This window comes from Sinomonas notoginsengisoli (genome assembly GCF_021554725.1).
Taxonomy (GTDB): domain Bacteria; phylum Actinomycetota; class Actinomycetes; order Actinomycetales; family Micrococcaceae; genus Sinomonas; species Sinomonas notoginsengisoli.
In genome coordinates this window covers 114066-140485 of the sequence record NZ_JAIZDP010000001.1, presented here as the reverse complement: position 1 = coordinate 140485, position 26420 = coordinate 114066, and the positions used below count along the sequence as shown (strand labels likewise).

General features: G+C 68.9%; 24 protein-coding genes and 6 tRNA genes. 17 read left to right on the top strand and 13 right to left on the bottom strand.

The window, feature by feature from the left end:
- Positions 1–24 precede the first annotated feature (24 nt).
- Complete coding sequence (locus LF262_RS00605) at positions 25–900, bottom strand: PD-(D/E)XK nuclease family protein (RefSeq protein WP_235778358.1); 876 nt, start codon at positions 898–900, stop codon at positions 25–27.
- Between the two features lie 107 nt (positions 901–1007).
- A tRNA-Val gene (locus LF262_RS00600) sits at positions 1008–1079 on the bottom strand.
- 382 nt (positions 1080–1461) lie between these two features.
- Here LF262_RS00600 and LF262_RS00595 point away from each other — a divergent pair.
- The 5 genes from LF262_RS00595 to LF262_RS00575 all read left to right on the top strand — a co-directional run bounded on the left by LF262_RS00595 (position 1462) and on the right by LF262_RS00575 (position 1953).
- Positions 1462–1534, top strand: a tRNA-Gly gene (locus tag LF262_RS00595).
- Between the two features lie 38 nt (positions 1535–1572).
- Positions 1573–1643 (top strand) — tRNA-Cys (locus LF262_RS00590).
- Positions 1644–1673: 30 nt separating this feature from the next.
- Positions 1674–1745 (top strand) — tRNA-Val (locus LF262_RS00585).
- Positions 1746–1766: 21 nt separating this feature from the next.
- Positions 1767–1839: transfer RNA gene (locus LF262_RS00580), tRNA-Gly, on the top strand.
- Positions 1840–1881: 42 nt separating this feature from the next.
- Positions 1882–1953, top strand: a tRNA-Val gene (locus tag LF262_RS00575).
- 490 nt (positions 1954–2443) lie between these two features.
- Here LF262_RS00575 and zapE read toward each other — a convergent pair.
- Entirely contained in the window at positions 2444–3478 is a 1035-nt protein-coding gene (gene zapE / locus LF262_RS00570; RefSeq protein ID WP_235778357.1) for a cell division protein ZapE, read from the bottom strand.
- A 255-nt stretch (positions 3479–3733) separates the two neighbouring features.
- Between zapE and LF262_RS00565 the strand changes: the two genes are divergently transcribed.
- The 3 genes from LF262_RS00565 to ybaK all read left to right on the top strand — a co-directional run bounded on the left by LF262_RS00565 (position 3734) and on the right by ybaK (position 5736).
- Entirely contained in the window at positions 3734–4648 is a 915-nt protein-coding gene (locus tag LF262_RS00565; RefSeq protein WP_235778356.1) for a sulfurtransferase, read from the top strand.
- An 85-nt stretch (positions 4649–4733) separates the two neighbouring features.
- Complete coding sequence (locus tag LF262_RS00560; protein ID WP_235778355.1) at positions 4734–5207, top strand: SufE family protein; 474 nt, start codon at positions 4734–4736, stop codon at positions 5205–5207.
- A gap of 1 nt (position 5208) precedes the next feature.
- Positions 5209–5736 carry a Cys-tRNA(Pro) deacylase gene (gene ybaK / locus LF262_RS00555; RefSeq protein ID WP_235778354.1) on the top strand — a complete coding sequence of 176 codons (528 nt, stop codon included), beginning with the start codon at positions 5209–5211 and terminating at the stop codon, positions 5734–5736.
- A gap of 52 nt (positions 5737–5788) precedes the next feature.
- Here ybaK and LF262_RS00550 read toward each other — a convergent pair whose 3' ends face one another.
- Positions 5789–7051, bottom strand: coding sequence for an alpha/beta hydrolase family protein (locus LF262_RS00550; RefSeq protein WP_235778353.1), 1263 nt, complete (start codon positions 7049–7051; stop codon positions 5789–5791).
- Positions 7052–7154: 103 nt separating this feature from the next.
- Between LF262_RS00550 and LF262_RS00545 the strand changes: the two genes are divergently transcribed.
- The 9 genes from LF262_RS00545 (at position 7155) to LF262_RS00505 (ending at position 17209) form a co-directional block, all read left to right on the top strand.
- Complete coding sequence (locus LF262_RS00545) at positions 7155–7646, top strand: hypothetical protein (protein ID WP_235778352.1); 492 nt, start codon at positions 7155–7157, stop codon at positions 7644–7646.
- Positions 7647–7660: 14 nt separating this feature from the next.
- A complete protein-coding gene (msrB, locus tag LF262_RS00540) occupies positions 7661–8101 on the top strand; it encodes a peptide-methionine (R)-S-oxide reductase MsrB (RefSeq protein ID WP_235778351.1) in 441 nt (146 codons plus the stop codon).
- A 204-nt stretch (positions 8102–8305) separates the two neighbouring features.
- Entirely contained in the window at positions 8306–9712 is a 1407-nt protein-coding gene (locus tag LF262_RS00535) for a DUF6421 family protein (protein WP_235778350.1), read from the top strand.
- Positions 9709–10497 (top strand): SDR family NAD(P)-dependent oxidoreductase, encoded by a 789-nt coding sequence (locus tag LF262_RS00530; protein ID WP_235778349.1) that lies wholly within the window; start codon positions 9709–9711, stop codon positions 10495–10497. Before LF262_RS00535 ends, LF262_RS00530 begins: the two co-directional genes overlap by 4 nt.
- 58 nt (positions 10498–10555) lie before the next feature.
- Complete coding sequence (locus LF262_RS00525; RefSeq protein WP_235778348.1) at positions 10556–11647, top strand: threonine aldolase family protein; 1092 nt, start codon at positions 10556–10558, stop codon at positions 11645–11647.
- A 109-nt stretch (positions 11648–11756) separates the two neighbouring features.
- Positions 11757–12296: a DUF3000 domain-containing protein gene (locus LF262_RS00520; protein ID WP_372462727.1), complete on the top strand. Its 540-nt coding sequence runs from the start codon at positions 11757–11759 to the stop codon at positions 12294–12296.
- A 38-nt stretch (positions 12297–12334) separates the two neighbouring features.
- Complete coding sequence (locus LF262_RS00515; protein WP_235778346.1) at positions 12335–13723, top strand: HRDC domain-containing protein; 1389 nt, start codon at positions 12335–12337, stop codon at positions 13721–13723.
- A gap of 97 nt (positions 13724–13820) precedes the next feature.
- On the top strand, positions 13821–15035 hold the full coding sequence (locus tag LF262_RS00510) for a thiolase family protein (protein ID WP_235778345.1): 1215 nt from the start codon (positions 13821–13823) through the stop codon (positions 15033–15035).
- Positions 15036–15043: 8 nt separating this feature from the next.
- A complete protein-coding gene (locus LF262_RS00505) occupies positions 15044–17209 on the top strand; it encodes a 3-hydroxyacyl-CoA dehydrogenase NAD-binding domain-containing protein (RefSeq protein ID WP_235778344.1) in 2166 nt (721 codons plus the stop codon).
- A gap of 88 nt (positions 17210–17297) precedes the next feature.
- Here LF262_RS00505 and LF262_RS00500 read toward each other — a convergent pair whose 3' ends face one another.
- The 9 genes from LF262_RS00500 to dxs form a co-directional block, all read right to left on the bottom strand.
- Positions 17298–17513, bottom strand: a complete 216-nt coding sequence (locus LF262_RS00500) for a hypothetical protein (protein WP_235778343.1) — start codon at positions 17511–17513, stop codon at positions 17298–17300.
- A gap of 229 nt (positions 17514–17742) precedes the next feature.
- The gene (locus LF262_RS00495) at positions 17743–19365 is read right to left on the bottom strand and encodes an ABC transporter ATP-binding protein (protein WP_235778342.1); all 1623 of its coding nucleotides are present in this window, start codon (positions 19363–19365) and stop codon (positions 17743–17745) included.
- Positions 19362–20141, bottom strand: coding sequence for an energy-coupling factor transporter transmembrane component T family protein (locus LF262_RS00490; RefSeq protein ID WP_308190492.1), 780 nt, complete (start codon positions 20139–20141; stop codon positions 19362–19364). Before LF262_RS00490 ends, LF262_RS00495 begins: the two co-directional genes overlap by 4 nt.
- A 13-nt stretch (positions 20142–20154) precedes the next feature.
- Positions 20155–20976 carry an ECF transporter S component gene (locus LF262_RS00485; protein ID WP_235778340.1) on the bottom strand — a complete coding sequence of 274 codons (822 nt, stop codon included), beginning with the start codon at positions 20974–20976 and terminating at the stop codon, positions 20155–20157.
- A 113-nt stretch (positions 20977–21089) separates the two neighbouring features.
- Positions 21090–22160 (bottom strand): nucleoside hydrolase, encoded by a 1071-nt coding sequence (locus tag LF262_RS00480; protein WP_235778339.1) that lies wholly within the window; start codon positions 22158–22160, stop codon positions 21090–21092.
- Between the two features lie 12 nt (positions 22161–22172).
- A complete protein-coding gene (locus LF262_RS00475; RefSeq protein ID WP_235778338.1) occupies positions 22173–23150 on the bottom strand; it encodes an aldo/keto reductase in 978 nt (325 codons plus the stop codon).
- 44 nt (positions 23151–23194) lie between these two features.
- The gene (locus LF262_RS00470; protein WP_235778337.1) at positions 23195–23752 is read right to left on the bottom strand and encodes a hypothetical protein; all 558 of its coding nucleotides are present in this window, start codon (positions 23750–23752) and stop codon (positions 23195–23197) included.
- Positions 23749–24372, bottom strand: coding sequence for a DUF402 domain-containing protein (locus LF262_RS00465; RefSeq protein ID WP_235779237.1), 624 nt, complete (start codon positions 24370–24372; stop codon positions 23749–23751). Before LF262_RS00465 ends, LF262_RS00470 begins: the two co-directional genes overlap by 4 nt.
- A 17-nt stretch (positions 24373–24389) precedes the next feature.
- The gene (dxs, locus tag LF262_RS00460) at positions 24390–26381 is read right to left on the bottom strand and encodes a 1-deoxy-D-xylulose-5-phosphate synthase (RefSeq protein WP_235778336.1); all 1992 of its coding nucleotides are present in this window, start codon (positions 26379–26381) and stop codon (positions 24390–24392) included.
- Positions 26382–26420 lie beyond the last annotated feature (39 nt).

Here is a 26420-nt window from a genome sequence, read left to right as displayed (position 1 = left end):
GGGGCTCAGAGGTGCCCCTCAAGTCTAGGCGTGGTCGGCCGTTGTGACCTGCTGGCCCGGGGGCGGCGGCAACGGCAGCAAAGTGCGGCCTGCAGCAGCGGCCTCCACCCTGGCGCCCCAGACCCGCCTCAGTTGGCAGAACGTGAGCCAGTGGTTGCGGCGGACGTCGGGATTGACCCGTACGGCCGCGTATTCAGTTTCACCCACGGCAACGGCAATGAGCAGGGGATCCTCGCCGTATGCCCACGGCTCCCACGTGCCCGACTCGGCATCCATCAGGCTCTCCTCGGCCTTCATGCCGGCGACGAGCTGCATGGCCACCTTGTTATCGAGCGCCTTGACTCGTCCGTCGCGGGCCGTTCCCTTGGTCTTGTAGTCGACGAGACAGACACGACCGTTGATGCGGGCCACGAGATCGAGGGTGCCAGCGTAGCCGAGCGTGTGGTTCCAGACCGTGAGCTCGGCAGCGATGGGCTCGACCCCGAAGGTCTCCCACCAGCGGTCCACACTGACGGCGAATGCCTCTTCGCCGTTCTCCTTCAACGACTCAAGGGCCTCCTCGAGTCGGTGCGGGGCGCCGAGTGCACGTCGGGCAACGTGTTCCGCGTACGAGTGGACCCGGTCTCCGCGCGCGGCGGCAGAGCGTGCATAGGTCTCTGAGGCGTCCACAGCCGTCCGCACGAGCTCGCGCATCTGTGCGGGGCTTGCGAGCACGTCCCTCAGATCGGGATGGTCCGCGACGTGCTTGGCGGCCATATAGCTCCGCCACCCGTCGAGCTCGACGGGCTGCTGGGCGATGACCGTGGTGATCGACGGCACGGAAGGCGGCTCGGTGAACGAACGCCGGTACATGCGTCCGAACCCGTCCGGCGATGCTACTGCGAGTTCCGGGGCTGTCATGGGCCCACCCTTTCACGACGGTCCGACACTCCTGCGCCCCGTGCGTCTGGCTTTGGCGTTGGACAACAGACAAGGGCCCCCAGACAACAGTCCGGGGGCCCTCACTGTGGGCGATACTGGGTTCGAACCAGTGACCTCTTCGGTGTGAACGAAGCGCGCTACCACTGCGCCAATCGCCCCTGGGCCGCGCGGGCAATATTCCGGCCCGCAGCGCTCTACGACTCTAGCCCAGAGGGCGGCCGAGCGCCAAATCCCCAGCTCGCCGTGGCCGCTCCCTTCCACGTCTTGCCCGAGCCAGTCTGTGGGCTGTCTGGGGCGTGTCTGTGGGCCTGTCTGTGGGTGTGTCTGTGCCCGTGTGTGGGCGTGCGCGTGCGCGCGGGTTCTAGCGCGGACACAAGGGGGCAAACGTGGCCCGGGAGGGGGCGACTTCGGGCAGCATCCCGGATTTGTGCATTGCCCCCCGGTCCTATAAAGTCGTTACTCGTTGAAGCGCGCCCCGGCGCCGCAAAGCGATACCCGTCATGGGATCGCTCGGTCGGCTAGGGTGCTGCGGAACACCCCGCGGACGTAGCTCAGTTGGTAGAGCACCACCTTGCCAAGGTGGATGTCGCGAGTTCGAGTCTCGTCGTCCGCTCGCAGGACACTGTCGAAGCATCCTCGGGATGCCAACACGGTGGGGTGGCCGAGAGGCGAGGCAGCGGCCTGCAAAGCCGTATACGCGGGTTCGAATCCCGTCCCCACCTCGGTGGACACCTGCTCCCTGGCGGGAGTGAGGGCGATTGGCGCAGCGGTAGCGCGCTTCCCTGACACGGAAGAGGTCACTGGTTCGATCCCAGTATCGCCCACGGAGGAGCCATGCTCCCCCTGCGGACGTAGCTCAGTTGGTAGAGCACCACCTTGCCAAGGTGGATGTCGCGAGTTCGAGTCTCGTCGTCCGCTCCCTCCTCTATGAGGCGCGCAGGCAGCGCAACAACTGAACACGGGCGATTGGCGCAGCGGTAGCGCGCTTCCCTGACACGGAAGAGGTCACTGGTTCGATCCCAGTATCGCCCACATCGAGGCGCCCCTCGGGGCGCCTTGTTCATTGTCGCCTCCGCGTTCATTGTCGCTCCGCAGAATTTCCCGCGTATTCCCCGCCGACCGTTCGGCGTCCGCTCAGAGCGCAATCCGCTGCCGGCCAAAACGGTTGGAATCGACGTCAGCGCATAGCTAGTATCGACCACACAAGGGGCGCTCTGGCCCCGATGATGTGAAGGGAGGTGGCCGTGTCTTTTCTAGACGACAAGAAGGGCAAGGCTGAGGAACTCATGAGCAACGCTTCCACCAGAGGGGCCGCTGCCGAAGGAGCCTGAGCCACCCGAGCATCGTCACTGAGTGCCGGTACTGCCGCGAGGCGGGACCGGCACTCGGCGTGTGTTTGCTGGATTCGCCGCGTCGCCGTACAGCCCTGTGCCGTGAGGGGCAGCTCGTCAGCGCTTCAGGAAGGCCAGCGCTTCAGGAAGGCCAGCGCTTCAGGAAGGCCAGCGCTTAGGAAGGCCAGCGCTTAGGAAGGCTCGTGGCTCTGGCCCTCGCGGGCCAGGGCTGTAAGGCGTGAGACGGCACGGAAGTACTTCTTCATGTACCCGCCGGCCATCATCTCGGGGGTGAAGAGCGAGTCGAACGGCACGCCGGAGGCCAGAATCGGAACATCCTTGTCGTAGAGCCGGTCTGCTAGGACCACGAAGCGCAGGGCCGTTGCCTGGGACTCGATCGGGCGAACATCCTTCCACACGATCCCGTCAATGCCGTGGATGAGCTGCCGGTAGCGGCTTGGGTGCACCCCGGCGAGGTGTTTCAGGAGGGCTCCGAAGTCGTCGATGGCGACGAGGCCGCCGTCGAACTCGGCATTCATGCGGGCGTCGAGCTCTGCGTTGGTGAGTGGGGCCGGAGCTGCGGGCAGGCCGCGGTGCCGGTAGTCTTCGCCGTCGATGCGGATGACATCGAACTGATCGGCCAGGACCTGGATTTCCCGCTGGAAGTCAACCGCCGCGAATCGGCCCTCGCCGAGCGAACCCGGGAGGGTGTTGGATGTGGCGGCCAGCTTCACGCCTGCATCGGCCAGTTCCCGCATGAGCCTGGACATGAGGACGGTGTCCCCAGGGTCGTCGAGCTCGAACTCGTCAATGCACACCAGCTTGTAGGAGCTCAGCGCGTCGACCGTCTTGCGGAACGAGAGGGCGCCCACCAGGTTCGTGTACTCGACGAAGGTGCCGAATGCCTTCGGGCCAGGGGCCGAATGCCACAGGGAGGCCAGGAGGTGGGTCTTGCCGACGCCGAAGCCGCCGTCGAGGTACACCCCCGCCCGGGATTTCGGCTTGGACCCGAAGAGCTTGGAGAAAAGGCCGCCACTGGATGCGCCGATCCCATCGCTGAACGCCTCAAGGGCTTTGACGGCGTGCGCCTGGCTGGGCTGTGCGGGGTCCGGGCGGTAGCTCGAGAAGGAGACCGCACCGAAGCGGGGCGACGGGTGTAGGCCGGTCAGGAGCTCCTCGACGGACACTCTGGGCGTGCGGGTGGTGAGGTGTTCGACAGTCGGCAAAGATTCCGTCCGGGGTCAGGGGGTCGGCAGGGCCGTCTGTCAGCATATCGTGGCGCGGCTGGTGGGGGAGGGATCTGTGCCCAACGGCACACCCGGATGAGAAGCGCGCCATGTTGCGCTGCATGACACGTCGCAGAGGTGTCCGCACCACAGGCCGTCGCCCGTGGCTACGCTGGAAGGGACCACTCAGGAGCGTGGTGTCCGCCCACCGTCCGGCGACCGCGCGCCCTGGCTCAGCCGAGCGAAAGGCACACCATGAGCTATCCAGTCGACAGCAGCGAGAAGTTCGCCGCATATGCACACCCCGAGCGCCTCGTCTCCACCGAGTGGCTCGCCGAGCAGCTCGCCAGCGGCGCCCTCGCGAGCGGAAAGCTCGCCGTCGTCGAATCCGACGAGGACGTGCTTCTCTACGAGACCGGCCACATTCCCGGCGCCGTGAAGATCGACTGGCACACGGACCTGAACGACGAGGTCACGCGTGACTACGTCGAGGGACCCGCGTTCGCCGAGCTTGTCGCGTCCAAGGGGATTTCCCGGGACACCACCGTGGTGATCTACGGCGACAAGTCCAACTGGTGGGCCGCGTACGCCCTGTGGGTCTTCACACTGTTCGGCCACGAGGACGTCCGCCTCCTCGACGGTGGCCGCGACAAGTGGATCGCCGAAGGCCGCGAGCTGACCACAGAGGTTCCGGCCCCTGCGCGGGGCGAGTACCCCGTCGTCGAGCGTGATGACACCCCCTTCCGCGCCTTCAAGGAGGATGTCCTCGCGCACCTCGGCAAGCCCCTGATCGACGTCCGCTCCCCCGAGGAGTACTCGGGCAAGCGCACGCACATGCCGGCGTACCCCGAGGAAGGTGCGCTCCGCGGGGGCCACATCCCGACCGCTGCGTCGATCCCGTGGGCGCGCGCCGCCGCCGAGGATGGCACGTACAAGTCCCGCCAGGAGCTCGAGGACCTCTACTTCGGCGAGGCCGGGCTGGAAAAGGGCGATGACGTCGTGGCGTACTGCCGCATCGGCGAGCGGTCGAGCCACACGTGGTTCGCCCTCAAGTACCTCCTCGGCTTCGACACCGTCCGCAACTACGACGGCTCATGGACCGAGTGGGGCAACGCGGTGCGGGTGCCGATTGTGAAGGGGGAAGACCGCGGCACGTGGCCGCTGAGCTGACGTCAGCGCAACCGGGAGTCACACAAGGTCCTGCCCACGGCGAACACGTGCCGCTGGGCAGGGCCTTGCGCGTACGCTGGAGGGGATGAGCACGAACACCATGCCCGCCGCCTTGGCGGAGATCGTCGATGACTTCCATGCCGTTGAAGAGCGCGAGCGGCTCCAGCTCCTGCTCGAGTTCTCGCAGGCGCTGCCGGAGCTTCCCGAGCACTACCGGGACCACCCCGAGATGCTCGAGCAGGTGGTCGAGTGCCAATCGCCGCTGTTCATCACCATCGAGACGGAGCAGGCGCCCGAAGGAACTCCGGCATCGGCTGGCCCAGTGGTGCGGCTGTACTTCTCGGCCCCGCCGGAGGCTCCCACGACGCGAGGCTTCGCGTCGGTGCTCCACGAGGGCCTTGACGGGCTGACAGCCGCCGAGATCCTCGCGGTTCCCGATGACATGCCCGAAGAGCTGGGCCTGACCCGACTCGTGAGCCCTCTGCGCATGCGGGGCATGAGCGCGATGCTCGGGCGGATCAAGCGCAAGGTCCGCGGAGAGTGCCCGCTGGGCGCCTGAGGTGGCCAAGAAGTCCAAGGATGCCCGAGTCGGCTCCCACGGACCCGGTACTCCAGCGACCACGGCCCTCGACGCCGCCGGTGTCGCCTACACGGCTCGCGCGTACGTGCACGACCCCTCGTCTTCGAGCTATGGGCTGGAGGCAGCGCAGGCCCTCGGCGTCGACCCCGAGCGCGTTTTCAAGACGCTCATGGTGGAGATCCCCGCGGGCGCGAGCAGCCAGCTGTGCGTCGCCGTCGTGCCTGTCGCGGGAAGCCTGGACCTGAAGGCCGCCGCCGCCGCATTCGGGGTGAAGAAGGCGGCCATGGCGGATCTGGCGGCTGCCGAGCGCCGGAGCGGTTACGTGAGGGGCGGGATCTCCCCGCTCGGGCAGCGCCTGCCCTCGCCCACTGCGGTCGACATTTCGGCACTCGACCATGAGACGGTGCTTGTCTCCGGCGGACGCCGGGGCTTCGACATCGAACTCGCACCCAAGGACCTGGTGCGGCTCACGGACGCCATCGTTGCGCCGCTGCGCGCGGTGGGCTGAGCCGCGCCTTCGGATGTCCAACCGCCGACCCGAGCCGCGCGGCTGACGCTGCTCAGGCCGTCCCGGGCGGCACCCGGCGCGGAGCGAGCTCGTCGGCGAGCCAGGACCGCACGGTCCTCTCCCACCGTTCAGGATCGACGTTCCACTCCTTGGTGTGCAGGGCATGCCGGAACGTCTCGAGGGTGACCATCTCGGGGTTGCGCCGCGCGAGTTCGAGGGAGGGCCCCACCGGGACGAAGTCGTCGTCGACGCTGTGCAGGATGAGTGTTGGGGTGCGCAGCTCGACGGCGCGGGTTACCCAGTCCATGGCTCGGAAGTCGAGCGGGGCCGCGAGGCCGGTGAGGCGCCGCCCCCAGGGATGTGCGAGGAGCATCTGGCCCAGTCGGCCGACACGGGAGGGGATGCGGTTGAGACGGGCCTGATAGGCGAGGACATCGACCCAGTCCACCACGGGCGCATCGAGGACAAGGGCGCGGACATGCTCGCGCAAGGTCGAGGAATCCGCGGTCCTGAGGCTGATGGCGCCGCCCATGGACCAGCCGAAGAGCACGACGTCGCGCGCACCGGAATCGAGTGCATACTGGATGGCGATCTCGACGTCGCGCCATTCGGTTGTCCCCAGCCCGTACCGACCGTCCGGAGTTGCCGGTGCCTCGCCGTCGTTCCGGTACGAGAGGAGGAGGCAGGGCATCCCCAGCGCGTGTGCGGTGGGGACTGCCCGCAGCCCCTCACCGCGGGTGGCGCCGCGGCCGTGGACCATGATGGCCCATGTGCCGCCGGGATCACCGGCCGGCACGTACCAGGCCGGCGCTGATCCCACGTCGAGGGCGAGGGTGACGTCCTCGAACCCGAGCCCCAGGTCCGCCGGGGTGCTGTAGACGAAGCCGCTCCAACGGGCACGCACGGCCGTCGTCATGTCTCCCGAGTACTCGGCGAGGACCGGCCGGGTCACGGTCATTTCCTCGGGCGAATAGTCCTCGAGCGGCCCGAGCCTCACGTGCCCCGCGCCGCGGTTGAAGAAGAGGCTGTATTCGCCGTCGACCCGCGTCTCCTCGGTGGCGCGGAGAATGACCCGGCGCGTGCTGCCTTCCCCCTGGACGGCAAGCACCTCCTGGTCCTCGACCTTCACGCGCTCGGGCGTGACGATGCGGCGGGCGAAGTAGGCCGCGAGGGCAGAGCTCGAGGCGGCGACGGCCGAGGCCAGCGCGAGAGCTCCGCCGGCACCGGCGAGGGCCCAGACCGCGCGGGGCAACGGCTGCTGCGGATCGGACTGCACCGGTACGGACGACGGCGCGTGGCTCACTCGGTGGGGCATGCACCCATTGTGGCAAACACGTCGTCGCAGCGGTCCCGCGGCTCGCGCCCCGCGCCGGACGCTCCTCTCCCACGCTGGGCGCGGGCTGGCCTAGTCTGTGTTCATGAGCGCGCCGATCCTCATCCTGACCGAAGTCGCACTTGGCCCGAGCGAGCGGAAGGCCGTCGAGGGCCTGTTGAGCGGTGGGGGGCCGGAGCTCGAAGTGCTCGTGCCGAGTGGCCGCAAGCGCCGCCTCGTCATCGACTTCCTCGACCACCTTTCGATGCTCGAGTTCGGCAAAGCCGTCGAGGGGCTTTCTGACAAGGGCCCGGATCCGCAGGCTGCCCGTTCGATCGCACAGACAGCGCTGAACACCTCGATTGCCGCACTCGAAGGCCTCGGCGCAGAGGTCACCGGGAACATTGTGGAGGGCGATCCCGTCCAGGCCCTCGCGGACAGGGCGGCCTCAATAGGGGCCGAACAGGCGGTGGTCGTCACGCTCCCCCACGCCGTCGAGGACACCTTCCACACTGATTGGGCGAATCAGGCCCAGCGCAAGCTCGGCATCCCGGTGCTGCATCTGTATGCGGGAACGGGATTCATCGGGGACTCCTGAGCGTTGGACTGAGTATGGACACCACACCAACCCCCACCCCAGACTCTGCCCGCGAGAAGGTCCGCAGGTCCGATGCCGAGTGGCGCGACCAGCTCAGCCCCGACGAGTACCGGGTGCTGCGCGAGGCCAGCACCGAACGGGCCTTCACGGGCGAATACTGGGACACACACACCAAGGGCTCGTACAGGTGTCGTGCCTGCGGTGCGGAGCTCTTCACGAGCCGGGAGAAGTTCGACTCCCACTGTGGGTGGCCGTCATTCTGGGCGCCGCTCGCGGACGACGCGGTCGTGTACCTGCGGGATCGGGCGCTCGGCATGGAACGGATCGAGGTCCGCTGCGCGGCCTGCGATTCGCACCTCGGGCACGTGTTCGAGGGCGAGGGCTACGACACGCCCACTGACCAGCGCTACTGCATCAACTCGATCTCCCTCACGCTCGTCCCAGACGAGGACTGAGGCCCCAGGTTCTCAGGGAGGCGCGCCGCGCACTGGCGAGGATCAGTGCACGGCCGGGCTCCGCCCTCGTGCGTCGGCTTGAGCATGAGTCTTTCTGATGCTCGGACCCTTTGAGGCGAAGAGGTCTGCCTATCTCGCTACTCTCGGAGCAGACGCCCCGTGAGCCCCCGTGCGCGGCCCACGCCAGAAGAAAGCGAGAGTGACATGTCCGCCAACGCCGTCGCGGCCCCCATCGCATCGGATCCGCAGCTGCCCGCCCCAAGCGACCCTGCGTGGCTCGCCCTCAAGGAGGCTGCGATCGAGCTCCAGGACCTGCAGGCCCAGGATGGCTCCGTGCCCGAGGCAGCGGACCGGGAGCGCGCCTCAGCACTGGCCGAGACGATCACCTCCGCGATCGCCGAGCTCGCCCCGCGCTTCCCGCACGACGCCGAGTACCTCCGCCTCCTCCAAGCCGACTTCCACGCATGGGCGGGCACGGGATTCGGCGTCCCGGACTTCCTGGACTCCCTCGTTGCCTTCCAGCCCCAGCGCGACCGCTCCGATGGGCTCCAGCACCTCGTTGTCTTCCCGATGTACACCCAGAACGGCAGCCGCAACCGCTTCGTCGAAGCCGTCCTCGTCGAGGTCGTATGGCCCGAGTTCGTCGCCGACCTCGAGGCCGGCGAGTACAGCAACAGGCTGTTCGTGCCGATCCGCTTCCTCGACTTCACCCCCGGGTACGCCACCAACTCGGCCGTCCTCTTCCCCGAGACCGTCTCGATGCGCGAGATCCCCACGTTCACGTGGGGCGCAATCTTCGCCGACCGCGAGGCCGCACGCTTCCGGCGGGTGCTCGACGCCGCAGCGAAGGTCACGAACCTCGAGCTCCCCGCGGACGCCGCGGAGCTCGCAGCGGACCAGAAGTTGGCCCAGGAAACGTTCGTAATGTGGGACCTCATCCACGACCGCACCCACATGCGCGGAGACCTGCCGTTCGACCCCTTCATGATCAAGCAGCGCATGCCGTTCTTCCTCTACGCGCTCGAGGAGCTGCGCTGTGACCTGACCGCGTTCCGCGAGTCCGTGAAGATCGAGGCCGACCCGAAGGCAACCCCCGAGACCCGCAGGCACGCGAAACTCGTCCAGTACGCCGTCGTCTTCGACCGGATCTTCCGCTTCGCCATCACCGGCGGCCGTGTCCGCAACTATGACGGGCTGGGAGGCCAGCTCCTCTTCGCGTGGATGCACCAGCACCACGTCCTGCACTGGACGGACACGAGGCTGACGATCAACTGGACACGTGTGCCCGACGTGGTGAGCGCGCTCGGCGACGCCATCGACGAACTCTACTGGCGTTCCATCGACCGTCCCAAGGTGGCACACTGGCTCGCAGCATATGAGCTCGTCTCGAACACCGTGACGCCGCACCCCGCCTCAGCCTGGTCCAAGGGCCCCAACGCCCTGCCCCTGGCCGGCACTCCCCGCGAGGTCACAGACCAGGTGCTTGACGACGAGTTCCCGCTGTCGATGTTCTACGAGGCCCTGGAGAAGAAGATGCGAGCAGTCATCCAGTCCACCGCCGGGATCACGGGCGAGACCGCTCTCAACCACCGGCCGGATACCGCGGCGTGAGCACGGACACGGTCCGCGGCCAAGGCGCGCGGGGCGCCGTCGTCGTCGTCGCAGGGGCCACTTCCGCCTCCGGACGTGCGACCATCCGCATGCTGCGCGCCTCCGGCGCTACGGCCATCGCCGTGGGCTCCAATGCGGAGCGGCTCGCGTCGGCCTTCTCCGCCACCGCGTCGAACGGCACAGCGCAAAGCACGGCAGAGGACGACGGCGTGCCTCAGCGCGAGTGCGACCTCGCCGACCTCGCCGCAGTCCACTCGCTCGCAACCGAGCTGCGCGAGACGTTCGGGACTGTGGACGGGGTCATCCATCTCGTCGGCGGATGGCGTGGTGGTGGGACGTTCAGTGACCAGAGCGACGAGGACTGGGACTTCCTCGCCCACGGCGTCATCACAACCCTCCGCAACACCTCGCGCGCGTTCTTCGAGGACGTCGCCACCTCGCCCCGTGGGCGATTCGCCATGGTCTCCTCGACCACGCTCGCCAAGCCGAGCGCGGCAAACGCCAACTACCAGGCTGCCAAGGCCGCCGCGGAGGCATGGACGCGATCGATGGCACAGGGGCTGGCCCTGCGCCAGTCCGCGCGCAAGGCGGGTCCCCTCCCGCAGACGAGTGCCGCCGTCGTGCTCGCGGTGAAATCCCTGCTCGACGACGCGATGCGGACGGCGAACCCCGAGCGGAAATTCCCCGGATACACGCACGTGGATGTCCTCGCGGCGCGTGCCGTGGCGCTGTTCGCCGACGACGCCGCCAAGCTCAACGGCGCCCGCATCGACCTCACGCTCTGAGGCACCCCTGACCTCTCACGCACTCCACCCGACCGACCCCTTAGGCAATACTGTGACCGTGACTTCATCCCCCTCTGCCGCCTTCGCCGCAATCCCGGCTGGCTGGCCACTCCACGACAGCTCGGTGCGCGGCTTCGCGTCCGACAACTACTCGGGGGTCCATTCGGAGGTCCTCGCCGCACTAAGCGCCGCGAACGGAGGCCATCAGGTCTCCTACGGAGAGGACGAGTACACGCTCCGCCTCGCCTCGGCCATCAAGGCCCTCTTCGGCGACGCAGCCGAGTCCTTCCCCGTCTTCAACGGCACCGGCGCGAACGTCGTTTCCCTCCAGTCGCTCGCGCCCCGCTGGGGCGCCGTCATCTGCGCCAGCACGGCCCACATCAACGTCGACGAGAACGGCGCCCCCGAGCGGGTCGGCGGCCTCAAGCTCCTCTCGGTTCCCACCGAGGACGGCAAGCTCACGCCGGAGCTCATCGACCGCGAGGCCTGGGGGTGGGGCGACGAGCACCGCGCACAGCCGCTCGCCGTCTCCATCACACAGACCACCGAGCTGGGCACGCGGTACTCGGTCGCCGAGCTGAAGGCCATCACGGAGCACGCGCACGCACTCGGCATGAAGGCCCACATGGACGGCGCACGCCTCGCCAATGCGGCAGCGGGGCTTGGGATCCCACCGCGCGACTTCACCACGGACGCGGGGATCGACATCCTCACGTTCGGCGGTACCAAGAACGGCCTCATGTTCGGGGAGACGGTCGTGGCGCTCGACCAGGAGGCCGCAGGCGCCCTGAGGTACCTGCGGAAAATGGACATGCAGCTGGCCTCGAAGATGCGCTTCATCTCGGCGCAGTTCCTGGCACTGCTCGAGGACGGCCTCTGGCTGCGCTCGGCCGCCCACGCGAACGCCATGGCTGCCCGTCTGAGGGAGGCCGTGGAGGGGCTGGACGGCGTCGAGCTGACTCAGCCCACCGAATCCAACGGGGTCTTCGCGATCCTGCCTGAGGGCGTTGCGGACCGCCTTCGCCAGCGATTCCGGTTCTACGACTGGGATCCTGCACGCCGTGAAGTGCGCTGGATGTGCTCCTTCGACACGACAGAGGATGACGTCGACGCATTCGCGGCGGCACTGCGCGAGGAGCTCGGCCGCTAGGAGGCCACGGCGGCGTGCCGTTCCGGCCGTGCGCACGGCGCCAGCGTACGCTGGGAAGGTGACCGCACTAGCACACCTGCCTGCGGACTTCTTGACAGCCCTCCGCTCGATGCGAAGTGCCACGGGTGAGCGACGAACCGGGGGCCTACGCCTCGAAGAGATCCCGGCACCCGCACGGCTGGCCCCCTACGCCGTGGCCCTGCAGGCTGACGTCCGAGAAGAGGACGAAGAGTTGGCGACGGGACGCTTCATCCTCCTGCACGACCCTGAGCCGCCGCCCGTGTGGCAGGGCACCTTCCGTGTCGTGACCTATATCAGGGCACAGCTCGAACAGGACATGGGCAACGACGCCCTCCTCGGCTCGGTTGCCTGGACGTGGCTCGTCGAATCCCTCGAGAAGCACCACGCACCGTACACTGCGGCGGGCGGAACGGCCACGCGCGTCCTGTCAGAGAGCTATGGGACGCTCGCGGACCGCAACGACACGATCGACATCGAACTCCGTGCCTCGTGGACTCCGAGCGGCCCCGAGCTCCGCGACCACCTCGAGGCCTGGTGCGACATGGTCTCGACCTTCGCGGGAGTGCCACCGCTTCCTGATGGGGTCTCGGCCCTCCCCCGCCATGGCCGCCGAGCAGAGTCCCACTGAACGGCTGACTGCTGCTGCGGCGATAGACTGGCGAAATCATGACCGCAGAGCCCCACGACGCCAACGGACAGGGACCAGGCAGCGGACCCACGGAGGGCCCCGACGCCACACCGGACCTCCCACCCGGTGACCCAGAGCCGACGGCAGCCGCCACCTCGGACAGCATCGTCGTCGAGGGCTTCGGTCCAGTTCCTACCGTTGTCGAGCTCGCTGAGCCGCGCGACGGGGTCCCCCTCGTCATCTCAACTCAGGAGGGGCTCGCACGGGCAGCCGCCGCGCTGGCCACTGGCACCGGACCCGCTGGAGTCGACGCCGAAAGGGCTTCCGGATTCCGCTACGGCCAGCGCGCCTTCCTCGTCCAGATCCGACGCGAAGGCTCCGGAACATGGCTCATTGACCCAGAGCCCTTCGAGAATCTGAAGGTCGTCAACGATGCCCTCGCAGGCGTCGAATGGGTCATCCACGCCTCAACACAGGACCTGCCCTGCCTCGCCGAGCTTGGAATGTGGCCTGAGAAGCTCTTCGACACGGAGCTTGCGGCACGTCTGGCAGGCCTTCCCCGCGTGGGCCTGGCCGCCGTCGTCGAGCAACTGCTCGGCTTCAGCCTCGCGAAGGAGCACTCAGCCGCAGACTGGTCGACAAGGCCATTGCCCGAGCCGTGGCTGCGCTATGCGGCGCTCGACGTCGAGGTCCTCATCGAGCTCCGGGACGAGCTGGCCGACCTTCTCCGTACTCAGGGGAAGCTTGGCTTCGCGGAAGAGGAATTCGCGGCGATCCTTGCAGCGGGGGTGCCCGCTCCCAAACCCGAGCCGTGGCGCCGTACGTCCGGTGTCCATCAGATCCGCGACCGGCGCCAGCTCGCGGCCGTGCGGGAACTCTGGCTCGAGAGGGACGCCCTCGCCCAGAAGCGGGACATCGCGCCCGGCAAGCTCATCCCCGACTCCGCGCTCGTCGCCGTCGCACGCGCGATGCCGAGCACGGTCCCCCAGCTGCTCACCACCAAGGGATTCCATGGACGCGCCGCACAGCGCGAGGCGCCGCGGTGGCTGCGAGCCGTGTCGGAGGCGCGCCGGCTCGAGGAGCTGCCCCCACTCCATGTACCGAGCTCCGGCCCCCCTCCGCCTCGCGTGTGGGACGACCGCGATCCCGACGCCGCGGCCCGCCTCAAGACGGCCCGCCCGCGGATCGCGGCGCTGGCGGATTCGCTCGGCATGCCGTCCGAGAACCTGCTCACTCCGGACCACCTGCGCCGGATTGCCTGGCGGCCGCCCGAGCCAGTCACGAACGACTCCTTGACTGACGCCCTGAGGGACCTCGGAGCGCGCGAGTGGCAGATCAGCCATGTGGTCAGCACTCTTGTCGACGCCTTCCAGCATCCCGGCGCCGCCAAGGTCAGGGAGCCCAGGAGTGCTTCCGCGGATCAATGAACACCGTGTTCCTGGAAGCCGTTGCACTTCAAGTTACTCGCCAGTAACATGAGGCTGTAGGGCGGTGAGCGCCCGATAGACCTCCAAGGAGCTGCCCATGTCCAGCAGGCATGTCCGGGACGCCGTCTTCGTCGACGGCGTCCGCACCCCTTTCGGCAAGGCCGGCGAGAAGGGGATCTATCACGGCACCCGCGCCGATGACCTCGTCGTCAAGACCATCCGCGAGCTGCTACGCCGCAATCCATCGTTGCCTGCGGAGCGCGTCGACGAGGTCTCCATCGCCGCGACGACCCAGACCGGCGACCAGGGGCTCACGATCGGACGCACCGCGGCTCTCCTCGCGGGCATCCCCCGCAGCGTCCCCGGGTTCGCGATCGACCGCATGTGCGCCGGCGCGATGACCGCTGTGACGACGACGGCGAGCGGCATCGGCGTGGGTGCGTACGACGTCGTGATCGCTGGCGGTGTCGAGCACATGGGCAGCCATCCCATGGGCCAGGGCGCCGACCCCAACCCGCGCTTCATGTCCGAGCGGCTCGTCGACCCCGCGGCCCTCACCATGGGCAACACCGCCGAGAACCTCCACGACCGCTTCCCCGCGATCACGAAGGAGCGTGCCGACGCCTACGCCGTCGCGTCCCAGGCGAAGCTCGCCGCCGCCTATGAAGGCGGCAAGATCCAGCCGGACCTCGTCCCGGTCGCGACCCGTCGGCCGGACGAGGGCTTCGGCCTCGCGACGGTCGACGAGCCTCCGCGGCGCGGCACCACGATGGAAGACCTCGGGAGCCTGCGCACGCCGTTCCGCCCCCACGGCCGCGTGAGCGCTGGCAACGCCGCGGGTCTGAACGACGGCGCGACCGCGTGCCTGCTCGCTTCGGCCGAGACGGCCGAGGAACTCGGTCTCGTCCCCAAGATGCGCCTCGTCTCGTTCGCCTTCGCCGGCGTCGAGCCCGAGATCATGGGCATTGGGCCAGTTCCTGCCACCGAGAAGGCCCTCACGAAGGCTGGTCTGGCCATCGAGGACATCGGGCTCTTCGAGATCAACGAGGCATTCGCCGTTCAGGTCCTGAGCTTCCTGGACCACTTCGGGATCGCCGACGACGACCCGCGTGTGAACCGCTATGGCGGCGCGATCGCTGTCGGACACCCGCTCGCCTCGTCCGGCGTGCGCCTCATGACGCAGCTCGCGCACCAGTTCGCCGAGGACTCGACCGTCCGGTACGGGATGACCACGATGTGCATAGGCCTGGGCATGGGCGGCACGGTCATCTGGGAAAATCCCAACCACCCGGACTACGGAAAGGGCGAGTGAACGCCGCCATGACGTCCGATTCCCTCTTCGAGGCCTTCGCCCCGCTTGCCGCGCAGGTCCCGCACGAGATCGTCACGCATTCCCTCGTCAAGGACGTGGTCCTCCCCGGCACCGCCGGCCGCAGCTCCACGCGGCCGACGAAGATCGCCCTCCTCACGCTAGACAACGGCCTCGACCACACGAAGCCCACCACGCTCGGACCCAATACCCTGATCGAACTCGGCCGGGCCCTCGAGAACCTGCGCGAACGGGCCATCCTCGGGGAGATCGATGCGGTCGCCGTGACAGGGAAGCCCTACTTCCTCGTCGCCGGCGCCGATCTCTCGACGGTCAAGACGCTGCGTGACCCGTCCGCGGGCGAGCAGATGGCTCGCCTCGGGCATGCCGCCTACGACCTGCTTGCCGGCGGCCTGGGAGTGCCAACCTTCGCCTTCATCAACGGTGTGGCGCTCGGCGGAGGCCTTGAGATCGCGCTCGCCTGCACGTACAGGACTGTTTCGGCCGCCGCGCAGGGCATCGGTCTGCCAGAAGCCTTCATAGGCCTCGTGCCCGGCTGGGGCGGCGTCTGGCGTCTCCCTCGCCTCACGGGCCCGGAGGCTGGGCTGAAGGTCATGATCGAGAACCCGCTGGACAACAACCGAACAATTGGCGGCAAGGAGGCCTTCGCGCTCGGCATCGCCGATGCACTGTTCGAGCCTGCCGACTTCCTCGAGCGCTCGCTCGGATGGGCCGCATCGGTGCTCGCAGGGGAGATCGTGGTAGAGCGGCCGCACGCCGTCGAGCCCCGCGAGGATCCAGCAGTGACGAAGCGCTGGGCAGCGGCCGCCGCTGCCGCGAGGGCGTTCGTCGCCGCGAAGACATCCAATGCCGCCCCCGCCCCGGGCAAGGTACTCGACGTGTTCGAGGCCGGCGCCACCGCCAGCCAGGCAGAGTCGGCCGAGCTGGAAGTCGCTGCCCTCACAGGACTCATGCAGACCCCACAGTTCAGGGACACGGTCTATGCCTTCCTCGACCTGGTCCAGAAGCGTGCGAAGCGGCCGGCAGGCGCGCCGGATCCGAAGCTGGCGAGGCCTGTCACGAAGATCGGGGTGGTGGGCGCCGGCCTCATGGCAGGCCAACTCGCGCTAGTGTTCGCGCGCCAGCTCAAGGTCCCTGTCGTCATGACGGACATCGACCAGGCCCGCGTCGACAAGGGCGTGGGCCATGTCCATGCCGAGGTAGAGAAGCTTCTCTCCAAAGGGCGACTCTCAGCGGACGCGGCGAACCGCATCAAAGCCCTCGTGACCGGCTCCGTCTCCAAGGCCGAGTTCGCAGACGCGGACTTCGTGATCGAGGCCGTGTTCGAGGAGCTTTCGGTCAAGAAGCAGGTCTTCGCCGAGATCGAGTCCGTGGTCAAGCCAGAATGCATCCTCGCCACCAACACCTCTTCGCTCTCCGTGACGGCAATGGCCGAGGACTTGGCGCATCCCGAGCGCGTTGTGGGCTTCCACTTCTTCAATCCCGTGGCGGTGATGCCGCTCGTCGAGATCGTGCGCGCGCCCACCACCGATGACGCGGTACTCGCGACGGCCTTCATCCTCGCCAAGGCTCTCAAGAAGACCGCGGTTCTGGTCAAGGACGCCGCCGCATTCGTGGTGAACCGGGTTCTGCTGCGCCTCATGGGCGAGGTCACGGCCGCGTTCGACGAGGGCACCCCTGCTGATGTGGCGGACACGGCGCTTGCGCCGATGGGCCTTCCCATAACGCCGTTCACCCTCGCCTCCATGGTGGGGCTGCCCGTCGCACAGCACGTCGCGGAGTCTCTCCACACGGCATTCGGCGATCGCTTCCACGTCTCAACCAACCAGCAGGCCCTCGTCGAGGCCGGCATCAAGGGGCTCTGGGCTCCGACGTCGGATGGCGGACACGAGATCCCTGCCGAAACGCTGGCCATCCTGCGGTTCGGTGACACGCCGTCCACGTCAGAGCAGGTCCTCACCCGATGCCAGAACGCACTCGCGGAGGAGATCGGCCTGCTCCTTGCCGAGGGCGTTGTGGCGGGCCCCGAGGACGTGGACCTGTGCATGATCCTCGGCGCGGGCTGGCCCATGCACTTGGGCGGGATCACGCCGTACCTCGACCGTGTCGGCGCCTCGGAAAGGATCAACGGGAAGAAGTTCCATCCCGAGGCCTGAGACCCGACGACCCGGCGCCAGCGACCCCGCAACCCACGAAGGGAGTTGCGGGGTCGCTGCCCTGTTCGCGCCCAGGGCGCCGCACACGTCAGTCGTGCGGGAAGCCCTCGCACAGGAAGGCCCCAACCCGCTCGTCGATACCATCAAGCGCTTCCCCGTCCGAGGCGCTCGCGAAGCACAGCGCGCCGCACCAGGCACTGCGTACAACGGCGCCGCGATGCGTCCAGTAGCTCGCGACGCGTAGTCCACCGGCAGTCACCTCGAAGCGCTCGGCCCTCACGGTGCGGCCATCGGGGAGGTCCACCGGCTCTGCAGCCCGCCGGCGGATCTCGGCCGGGCGGGCAGACCGTCCGGGGCAGACTCGTCGATGCACCGATAGGCGGTGGCGGGATGGGCGGAGTCCGCGAGTTGGGCCTTCCCACCGCTCCCACGCAGCCTGCACGGGCCCTCCTCATGCTCACGAGGCCGGTCGAAGAGCCCCAGCGCAAGACATTACCGGAAGCGGTCACCTCCACTTCCGAATCGCAGTGCCCTCAAACGGCGACGAAGCGCCCGTCGGAGAGCGCGACGACGCGATGGGCATGGCGCGTTGCCCACGCAAGGGCATGGGTGGAGAGCACGACGCCGGCCCCCGCCTCGGCTGCCCCCCTCACCACCGCCTCGAGCCGGGCCAGGCCGTGCCGGTCCAGGCCCACGGTCGGCTCGTCGAGGAGGAGCACTCGGGGTCGACGGGCCAGAGCGGCGGCGAGGGCGAGGAGCCGCTGGCCCGAGGCGGATAGATCGTAGGGATGGGCGTCCGCCTTTTCGGCGAGGCCGACGGCGCGCAGGGCCTCGCGCGCACGGGCGTCGACGTCGCGGGCCAGTCGGGACCGTCGTGGCACACCAGCGCGGAGCCCGAAGGCCACCTCGCGCAGAGCTGTCCGCTCGAAGAGCGAGTCCCTCGGATCCTGGAACAGGGTTCCCACGGTCTGGGCCACTTCACCGGCGGCGAGGCCGGCGATGTCCCGCCCGTCCACGCGCACGCGGCCGGTGCCAGGTCTCGCCAGTCCTGCGAGGTGCCGCAGTGCGGTGGACTTCCCCGCTCCGTTGGGCCCGGTGATCGCGAGCACCTCCCCGGCACGGAGTCCGAGGTCCGCGTGGTCCAGCACCGGTCGCCGACGGCCCCGGTATGCAAAGGTGACTGCCTCGAGCGCGGCGAGCTCCCTGCCGAGTCCGAGAGTCTTGGGTGCTGCCAGCGCAGCACCAATGGGATATCTCGTGCCCGAGACCTCCGGAGTGGGGGCGTCCGAATCGCCGAGCAGGTGCGAAAGGGCTGGTCCATCCGCATCGGCAGGGTCGTGCGGGAGGACCCCGGAGCGGGCGAAGGCCTGCGTCGCGAGGACGTCCTCGGGACGGCCCGTGGCTGCCGCCGTTCCGCCCTCCAGGAGGACCCAGTGCCCTGCGCTGCGCGCGAGGGCGTCCGCGCAGGGCGCCGTCACGACAACCGCGGTTCCTGCGGACCTCTGCGTCTCCACCAACCGTGCCAGGGCTTCCCTCCCCGACGCATCGAGGGACGCCGTCGGATCGTCGAGGACGAGGACTGCGGGCCCAGCGACGATGGCGCATGCGAGGGCGAGGCGCCGCTGCTCGCCTCCGGACAGGCTCATCGGGTGCCGGTGCAGGACACTCTGGCCCCCGTCCCCGAGACCGACGGCGCGCGCGGCCTCCGCGACGAGAGCGTGCATGCGAGCGCGAGGGACGCCGCGCTGTTCGAGGGTGAAGGCGAGCTCTTCGCCGACCGTGGCCGATGCGCCCGTGAAGAGGTCCTGCGCCCGCTGCGGGACCAGGGCGACGTGCTCGCCCCAGGCACCAAGTCTGAGGCGCGGATCATCGACCTCGCCTCGGAACACCAGCTGGGTGCGGAGCCCCTCCGCGGTGGGCGCAGCCTGGGGCGGAGGGCCGAGCTCGAGCTGCCCTTCGAAGGTCGCATGGCCGCCCGCCAGCGCCCACCCGGCAAGGATCCTCGCGAAGGTCGAGGTGCCGCTCCCGGAGCCCCCGAGCACTGCTGTGAGCGACCCGCGCGCGAGCTCGAGGCTGATGTCACGCAGTATGGACGGCCCAGCCTCATACGCAAAGCGCCGGACATGGACCGCGAGCGCGGGCCCGCGCGCGCTCATCCGGCACCCCCTGAGAACGGTGCGGCGAGGGCGGGCACGACGACAGATCCAACGATCCCCACGCACGCTGCCATGAGCGCCCAGCGCAGGGCCTTCTGGGCGAGCGAATCGGGCTCGTCGACGTACGAGGTCCGCGTGCCGGGCAGCCGCTGCCCCCTGGCCTCGAGGGCGGCGGCCCGCTCCCCTGCCTCGTCGACAAGGGCGAAGACCAGCGGAAGGACTTGGAGACGCGCTGCGAGCAGACGTCCACCTGGCCCAGCCCGGACCACAAGGCCGCGGGCCTCCTGTGCCTGGCGGATAAGCCGCATCCGCTCCCCCACCACCGCCGCGAGGCCGAGCGCCGAGGCGATGACGTATCCCAGGGGTGCGGGGACCCCACGGCGGAGGAGGGCTGCACGGAGGACGGCAATGTCCGCCCAGACCGAGAAGGCGAGCATCACGGTGACGAGAGCGGCCGTCCGAAGCACGAAGCCGCTCGCGTAGGCGAGTCCCTCCGCGGTGACGCGAGCGGGACCCCACGATGCGAGCACGGTGGTGCCTTCCGGGAAGAAGAGACCGTGGATCAGGAAGGCCCACAGCGCAAACGGCGCCACGACGACCCCTGATGCGGCGGCAACGCGACGGAGAGTTCCGCCCCGGACCGCTGCCACCGTGGCGCACCCGATCGCAGCGAACCACACCGTCCACTGCGCCCACGCGAGGCACGCCACGACGCCGGAGGCGGCGAGGGCGAGGCCGGTCAGGGGGTTGAGCCGCCGCGCGGCAGCGGCGCCGATCGGGACGGGCGTCTCACGCAGCAGGGGCCGCCTCGGCGTGCCGGTCCTTAACGGCGAGGACGCGGTGCCGCCGCACGAACTCGAACCGGTGGGTGGCTCGGCGCGGAAGGGCGTAGGCGATGACGGCCGCGACCACGAAAGTCACGACCTTGTCAGTGAGGTCTGAGACGATGGCACCTTTGACGACGGAGTCGACGAGGGAATCGCCGGTGGCCCGGAAGACGGCGATCACGGCGCCGGTGGCGCCAGTGGATGTGCCACCGAACACCGCCACCGCCACCGTCGATCCGATCACAGCGGCCACCGCGCCCGTGACGAGGCCCGCGACCGGGACCCACCAGAAGCGGCGCACAGCTCCGATGCGGGCGGCGAGGCCCGCGAGAGCGCCGATCACGGCGGCCCCGGCAGCAAACGGGATGAGGGTCGGATTGAAGAAGCTCCACACGATCGTGCTCAGCAGGCCGGTCGCCGCGCCGGCGGCCGGGCCCGCGAGGAAGGCGACGAGCACGGTCCCGATCGAGTCGAGGTAGATCGGCACAAGTGTCGTGCCGACAAACTGGCCGAGGACGATGTTGAGGACCAGAGCCACCGGAATGAGGGCGAGCGTGGCCGTCGGCAGCGTCGGGAGGATGCCGGCGAAGAGGAGCACCGTCGCGAGGCCATAACCCGTCAGCGCCACGAGGGCCGCCGAGGCGGATGGGACGTCGACCGGCTCCGCCGGGGACGTGATGACGAGGTAGGCGAACGTGGCGACGATGGCCGCCGCACCGAGGAGGATGAGCGCTGTCCTTGCGGGCGAGCGGCGCGGTGAGTCTTCTGTCAGGGGATGCGACATGGCCAGGGCACGTCCTTTGCGAGTGCTTTCAGGTTCTTCTCGGGTGGGCAGAATCTGCCGTGCCGCCTATGTCACCTCGGCGGATGCCCGGACCGCCGGGCGCACAGGAGAGTCTAGTCCACCCGGTGCGCGAGGGACCCGAGCGAGGAGACGAGTTCTGCGAACGCCTCGTCCGGATGGTTCTCGCTCACGATCCGCGCGTTGGCCGGCTCGTCCCACAGCCCGCGGTAGTCGGCCACAGTGGTGCCCATAAGCCGGGGGGCGTGCGTCTCGACGTGCACGGTGGCCGTCCGGGCAGCGTACCGAGCAGTGCCCGCGGCGACGCTCGCGGCGAAGTAGTCGTGCACGTGGGCCACGTAGCCCTGGTCGTAGTGCCGGTGGAACTCGAAGTAGAACCGCAGCATATCGCTGACCTGCCGCACGAGGCGGTTCGAGGCCCTACTGCGCAGTCCCTCGGGCTGCTCGGGCAGGACCAGCTCCGGCTCGGAGCACCCGGCCACCTCGGCGAGCGCCGCGAGGTGCTCCGGATGCATCTCGATCCGCTCGGTGGTCTCAAGCGCGCACACGGTCGGCAGACGCTCCTCGGGCTGGCCTGCGAAGGCCGCGAACACCTCGGCAGCGGCGTGCGGATCCACATGCGTGTTCCACTCGGCAGTGGGGGTCGTATTTCCCTGGTAGAAGTAGGCGCCGCCCATGATCACGACGCCGCCGAGCAGCTCGGGCAGGCGGGGCTCCGCCCGCAGTGCGAGGGCGAAGTTCGTCAGCGGGGCCGTGACGAGCGCGGTCAGCTCCCCCGGGCGGGCGCGCGCGGCCTCGATCCAGATCTCGACGGCGTCACACGGCTCGGGCGCGCGGCGCGCCAGCGGCAGCTCGGCATAGCCGATTCCCTGGGGCCCATGGGTCTCGGGCGTCGTGACGAGGGGGATCTCGAGCGGCGACCGCGCCCCGATCGCTACGGGAACGTCTCCGCGGCCACACAGCTGGAGGAGCGCCAGATTGTTCGCTGCCACATGGTCCGCATCGACGTTGCCCGGCGTGCTCGTGACGGCGACAAGCTCAACGTGAGGCTGGCTGCACAGGTAGAGCAGCGCGAGAGCGTCGTCGATCCCGGTGTCGCAGTCCATGAGGATCGCCACCGGGTCGCGATGGGGTTCGTGCGGCACTGGACGGGCGGCGTCGTGCATCGCGTGGGCCGTTCAGAAGAGTGCGATACGCGGTGTTTGGGGGAAGATGTCGTCGAGCTCGGCGAGGTCCTCCTCGCTCGGGTCCCAGGACGTCGCCTCGGCATTCTCGCGGATCTGCTCCGGCATGGTGGCGCCCGCGATCACGCTGGCCACCGAGGGCTGCGCGGCGAGCCAGGAGAAGGCCACCTCGAGCTCTGTGAGGCCGCGCTCCTCGGAGAACGCGGAGAACTTATCGAGCTGGTCCCAGTCGGCGTCGTACACGAGGTTGGTGCGGGTGTGGGAGAGGCGCGAGCCTTCCGGTGCCGTCCCCCGCGAGTACTTGCCCGTGAGCAGGCCGTTCGCGAGCGGGAAATACGGCAGGACGCCGAGCCCATAGGCCTCGGCGGCCTCGGTCACCTCAAGCTCGGCCCGCCTGTCGAGCAGGTTGTAATGGTTCTGGCTGGAGATGAACGGGGTGTACCCGCCGATGCGCGCCACGAACTCGGCCTCGGCGATCTGCCATCCCGAGCGGTTCGAGTGGCCGATGTAGCGGACCTTGCCCTCGTGGACGAGGTCATCGAGCGCCGAGAGGGTCTCCTCGATCGGGGTCTGCGGATCCGGGGTATGGAATTGGTAGAGGTCGACCCAGTCCGTGCCGAGCCTGCGCAGGGAGGCTTCGATGGCCTTACGGATGTAGCGGCGGGACCCTCGGGCGCCGAAGTCATGGCCGTTGGCGCCGTGCATGTCCATGCCGAATTTGGTGGCGATCACCACATCGTCACGCCGGCCGGCCAACGCCTTCCCGAGCATCTCCTCGCTCAGCCCGGGCGTCTTGCCGTAGGTGTCGGCGACATCGAACAGCGTGATCCCCGCATCGAGCGCCGCGCGCACCACGGCGTCCGTCCCCTCCTGCGTCTCTGTAGGGGTGTTCGCCCGGCCAAGGTTGTTGCAGCCGAGGCCGACGGTCGAGACGGTCAGGCCGGAATGGCCGAGACGGCGGTAGTCAGTCATGGTGCCAGCCTAACCCGCGGCCTCCCGCTCCATGGCTAGGGATTTCAGAGCGAGAATGCGCGCACACCGGCGGGTGCGTGCTTGAGCTTGAACGCCTCGGGATCGGTGGCCGGCGCGACGGCAATCGAGAGCTTGGTGAAGTCGCTGGTGGCCTCCCGCAGACACGTCTTCACGGCCGCCACGGCCTTGTTCGCGTCGACGCATGTCATGAAAATGGTGAGCCGGCCGCCGCCGATCGAGCTGCGCTCGACCGTTCCAAGCCCCCGCCATGCGAGGTGGGCCGAGAGCGCCTGGACGGCCTGGCGCTCGAGCGAGCGGTCACGGTCCGTCCCATCCGTGGTCTTGAGCGCAAACTGTGCCACAACACGCCAGAGTTCGGCCTCCGGAATGGGCCCGTACCCGTCCTCGGCGCACTGCTCCTCGAAGGCTGCCAGCAGGCCCTCGGCGGTGGAAGCATCGACGTCGTCCGTCTCCTCGGTTGAGGACTGATGGCCGACGGTGCCGTGGTTGACCACGAACTGACCCGCCTCCACATCGTGCCAGGCCTCCCGGAACTCGAGGGTACCGTCCTCGTGGCGGCGATACAGGCGCGCGTAGCTCATGTGTGCTCCTTCCGTCCCAGCGCCATCCAGGCGTCAGAGACTCCGTTGAATGGGCCCGTACCGGCGAGCACAGCTGCCTCGAGGCGGCCACACTCGGCACGGACCGCGTCCATGAGTTCTCCCGGGTACGCCATCGATGCGGCGTGCTCGGCAAACTCGTCCTCGTCGTCCACGAAGACCCCGCGGCGCGCGGACCGGATCACGTCCAGGTCCATGTCGACCATGTGGAATTCGACCACCCCAGGATGAGCCGGCCCTGCAGGTTCGCCAATCCGGTGCCACGAGAGGTCCCACGCGAGGTCCACGTAGACACGGAAATCCCCCGGGTTGCTCTCGTCGTAGAAGGTCGCGGCGAATCCGCCCGCGCGGGGAATCAGCAGGACGGCGTCCGAGCGCGTGTGCAGGGCCGCGCCGGGCCGCGAGATGAACTCGCCGCGGCCCTGGTACACCCACCAGCCGTACTCGTCCTCGCCCACGTGGAAGCCGGGAACGACCCAGTGCCCGGTACCGTCCCATTTGCGGTTCCGGGCGACGACGAGCTCCCCGGGACGCGGCGTCTCGCCGGCGGCCGTGGGCAGGATCGGCCACGCGGGCTGCCCTTGGGCTCCACCCTGCCCCATGTCCACGGGGGCCATGGTCAGAGCTGCGGGATCGTGCCGGTGGTAGGAGTCGCCTGGCCGGGCAGCGGCCGCGCGAAGGGGACCTTCGTGCCGAGCACCTGGGCCACGATGTCGTGGGCCACCTGCTGCGCCGTCAGGCCCACGCGGGCCAGCACCTGCGCTCGGGTCCCGTGGTCGAGGAACTCGACCGGGAGTCCCACCTCGTTCAGGGCCGTGTCTACCCCGGCCGCGCGCATCTCCTGGCGGATCCGCGAGCCGACCCCGCCCGCACGCACGCCGTCCTCGAGGCACACCACGATCCGGTGCTCCGCTGCGAGGCGGATGATGCTCCGCGGGACAGGCAGGACCCAGCGCGGATCCACGACGGTCGAGCTGATGCCCTGGTGGTCGAGCCGACGGGCGACGTCGAGCGCGAGATCGCTCATCGCGCCGACCGCGACGAGCAGGACGTCCGGGCCCGTGTCCGGCGTCTCCCGACCCGTGGGGTGGCCAGTGCGCGCGAGCACGTCCACGCCGTCGTCGAGGCGTTCAACGGCCTCCGTCTCGGGACCGACGGTCCCCTTCGAGAACCGCACGACCGTCGGGGCGTCGTCGACCGCAATCGCCTCGCGGAGCTCCTCGCGCAGCCGTGTCGCGTCGCGTGGCGCGGCCAGGTGCAGCCCCGGCACGTTCTGGACGAGCGCCATGTCCCACTGGCCGTGATGGCTCGCGCCGTCCGGCCCGGTGACTCCCGCACGGTCCAGCACGAGGGTCACGCCGGCCTTGTGGAGGGCGACGTCCATGAGGAGCTGGTCGTAGGCGCGGTTGAGGAACGTCGCGTAGACAGCGACCACCGGGTGGAGCCCGCCGAACGCGAGGCCTGCGGCGCTTGCGACCGCGTGCTGCTCCGCGATGCCGACATCGATGACCCGGTCCGGATGACGCTCGGCGAACGTGTTGAGGCCCACGGGGATGAGCATGGCCCCGGTGATGCCCACGACGTCGTCGCGCTCGTCGGCGATCTTCGCGATCTCATCCGCGAACACCGACGTCCACGAGGTCCCCCCGCCGGCAGCCGCGGGCTGGCCAGTCTCCGGGTCGATGACACCGACCGCATGGAACTGGTCCGCCTCGTGGTTGCGCGCCGGCGCGTAACCGTGGCCCTTCTCCGTGATCGCGTGCACGATCACCGGCCCGGCGAAGTTCTTCGCCGTCGCGAGGGCCTCCTCGAGGGCGCGCTGGTCGTGCCCGTCGACAGGCCCCACGTATTTGAGTCCGAGGTCCTCGAACATGCCCTGGGGCGCCCACCAGTCCTTGATGCCCTTCTTGGTGGCATGCAGTCCCCTGTAGACGAACTGTCCGAAGGGTCCGCCGTTCTGCAGGCGCTTCTTCGCAAGGTCCAGCATGCCCTCGTACGCGGGTGTGGTCCGCACCTTGTCGATCGCTGTGCGCAGGGAAGCGAGGTAGTCCGCGAGGCCGCCCACCGTCGGGGCGTAGGAGCGGCCGTTGTCGTTGACCACGATCACCACGCGGCGGTCCTTGTCCGACGCAATGTTGTTCAGGGCTTCCCACGCCATGCCGCCGGTGAGGGCACCGTCGCCCACCACGACGACCGTGTACCGGTCCCCCTGGCCGGTGAGCCTGCGGGCACGTGAGATCCCGTCCGCCCAGGAGAGGGACGAGGAGGCGTGGGAGGACTCGAGGATGTCGTGTTCGCTCTCGGCGCGCGACGGGTAGCCGGACATGCCCCCCTGCTGCCGCAGGGTGGAGAAGTCCTTGCGGCCGGTGAGGAGCTTGTGCACGTACGACTGGTGCCCGGTGTCGAACAGGATGCTGTCCCGAGGAGACTCGAAGGTGCGGTGGAGCGCGAGCGTCAGCTCGACAACGCCCAGGTTCGGGCCGAGATGGCCGCCGGTCTGGGCGACATTGCGGATCAGGAACTGCCGAATCTCCTCGGCCAAGGCCTCGAGCTCCCCAGCGCTGAGACTGGCGAGGTCCTTCGGACCCTCGATGGACTCCAAAATGCCCAAGGGCGACTCCTTGTTCGAAACGTGCACGAACCACTGTAA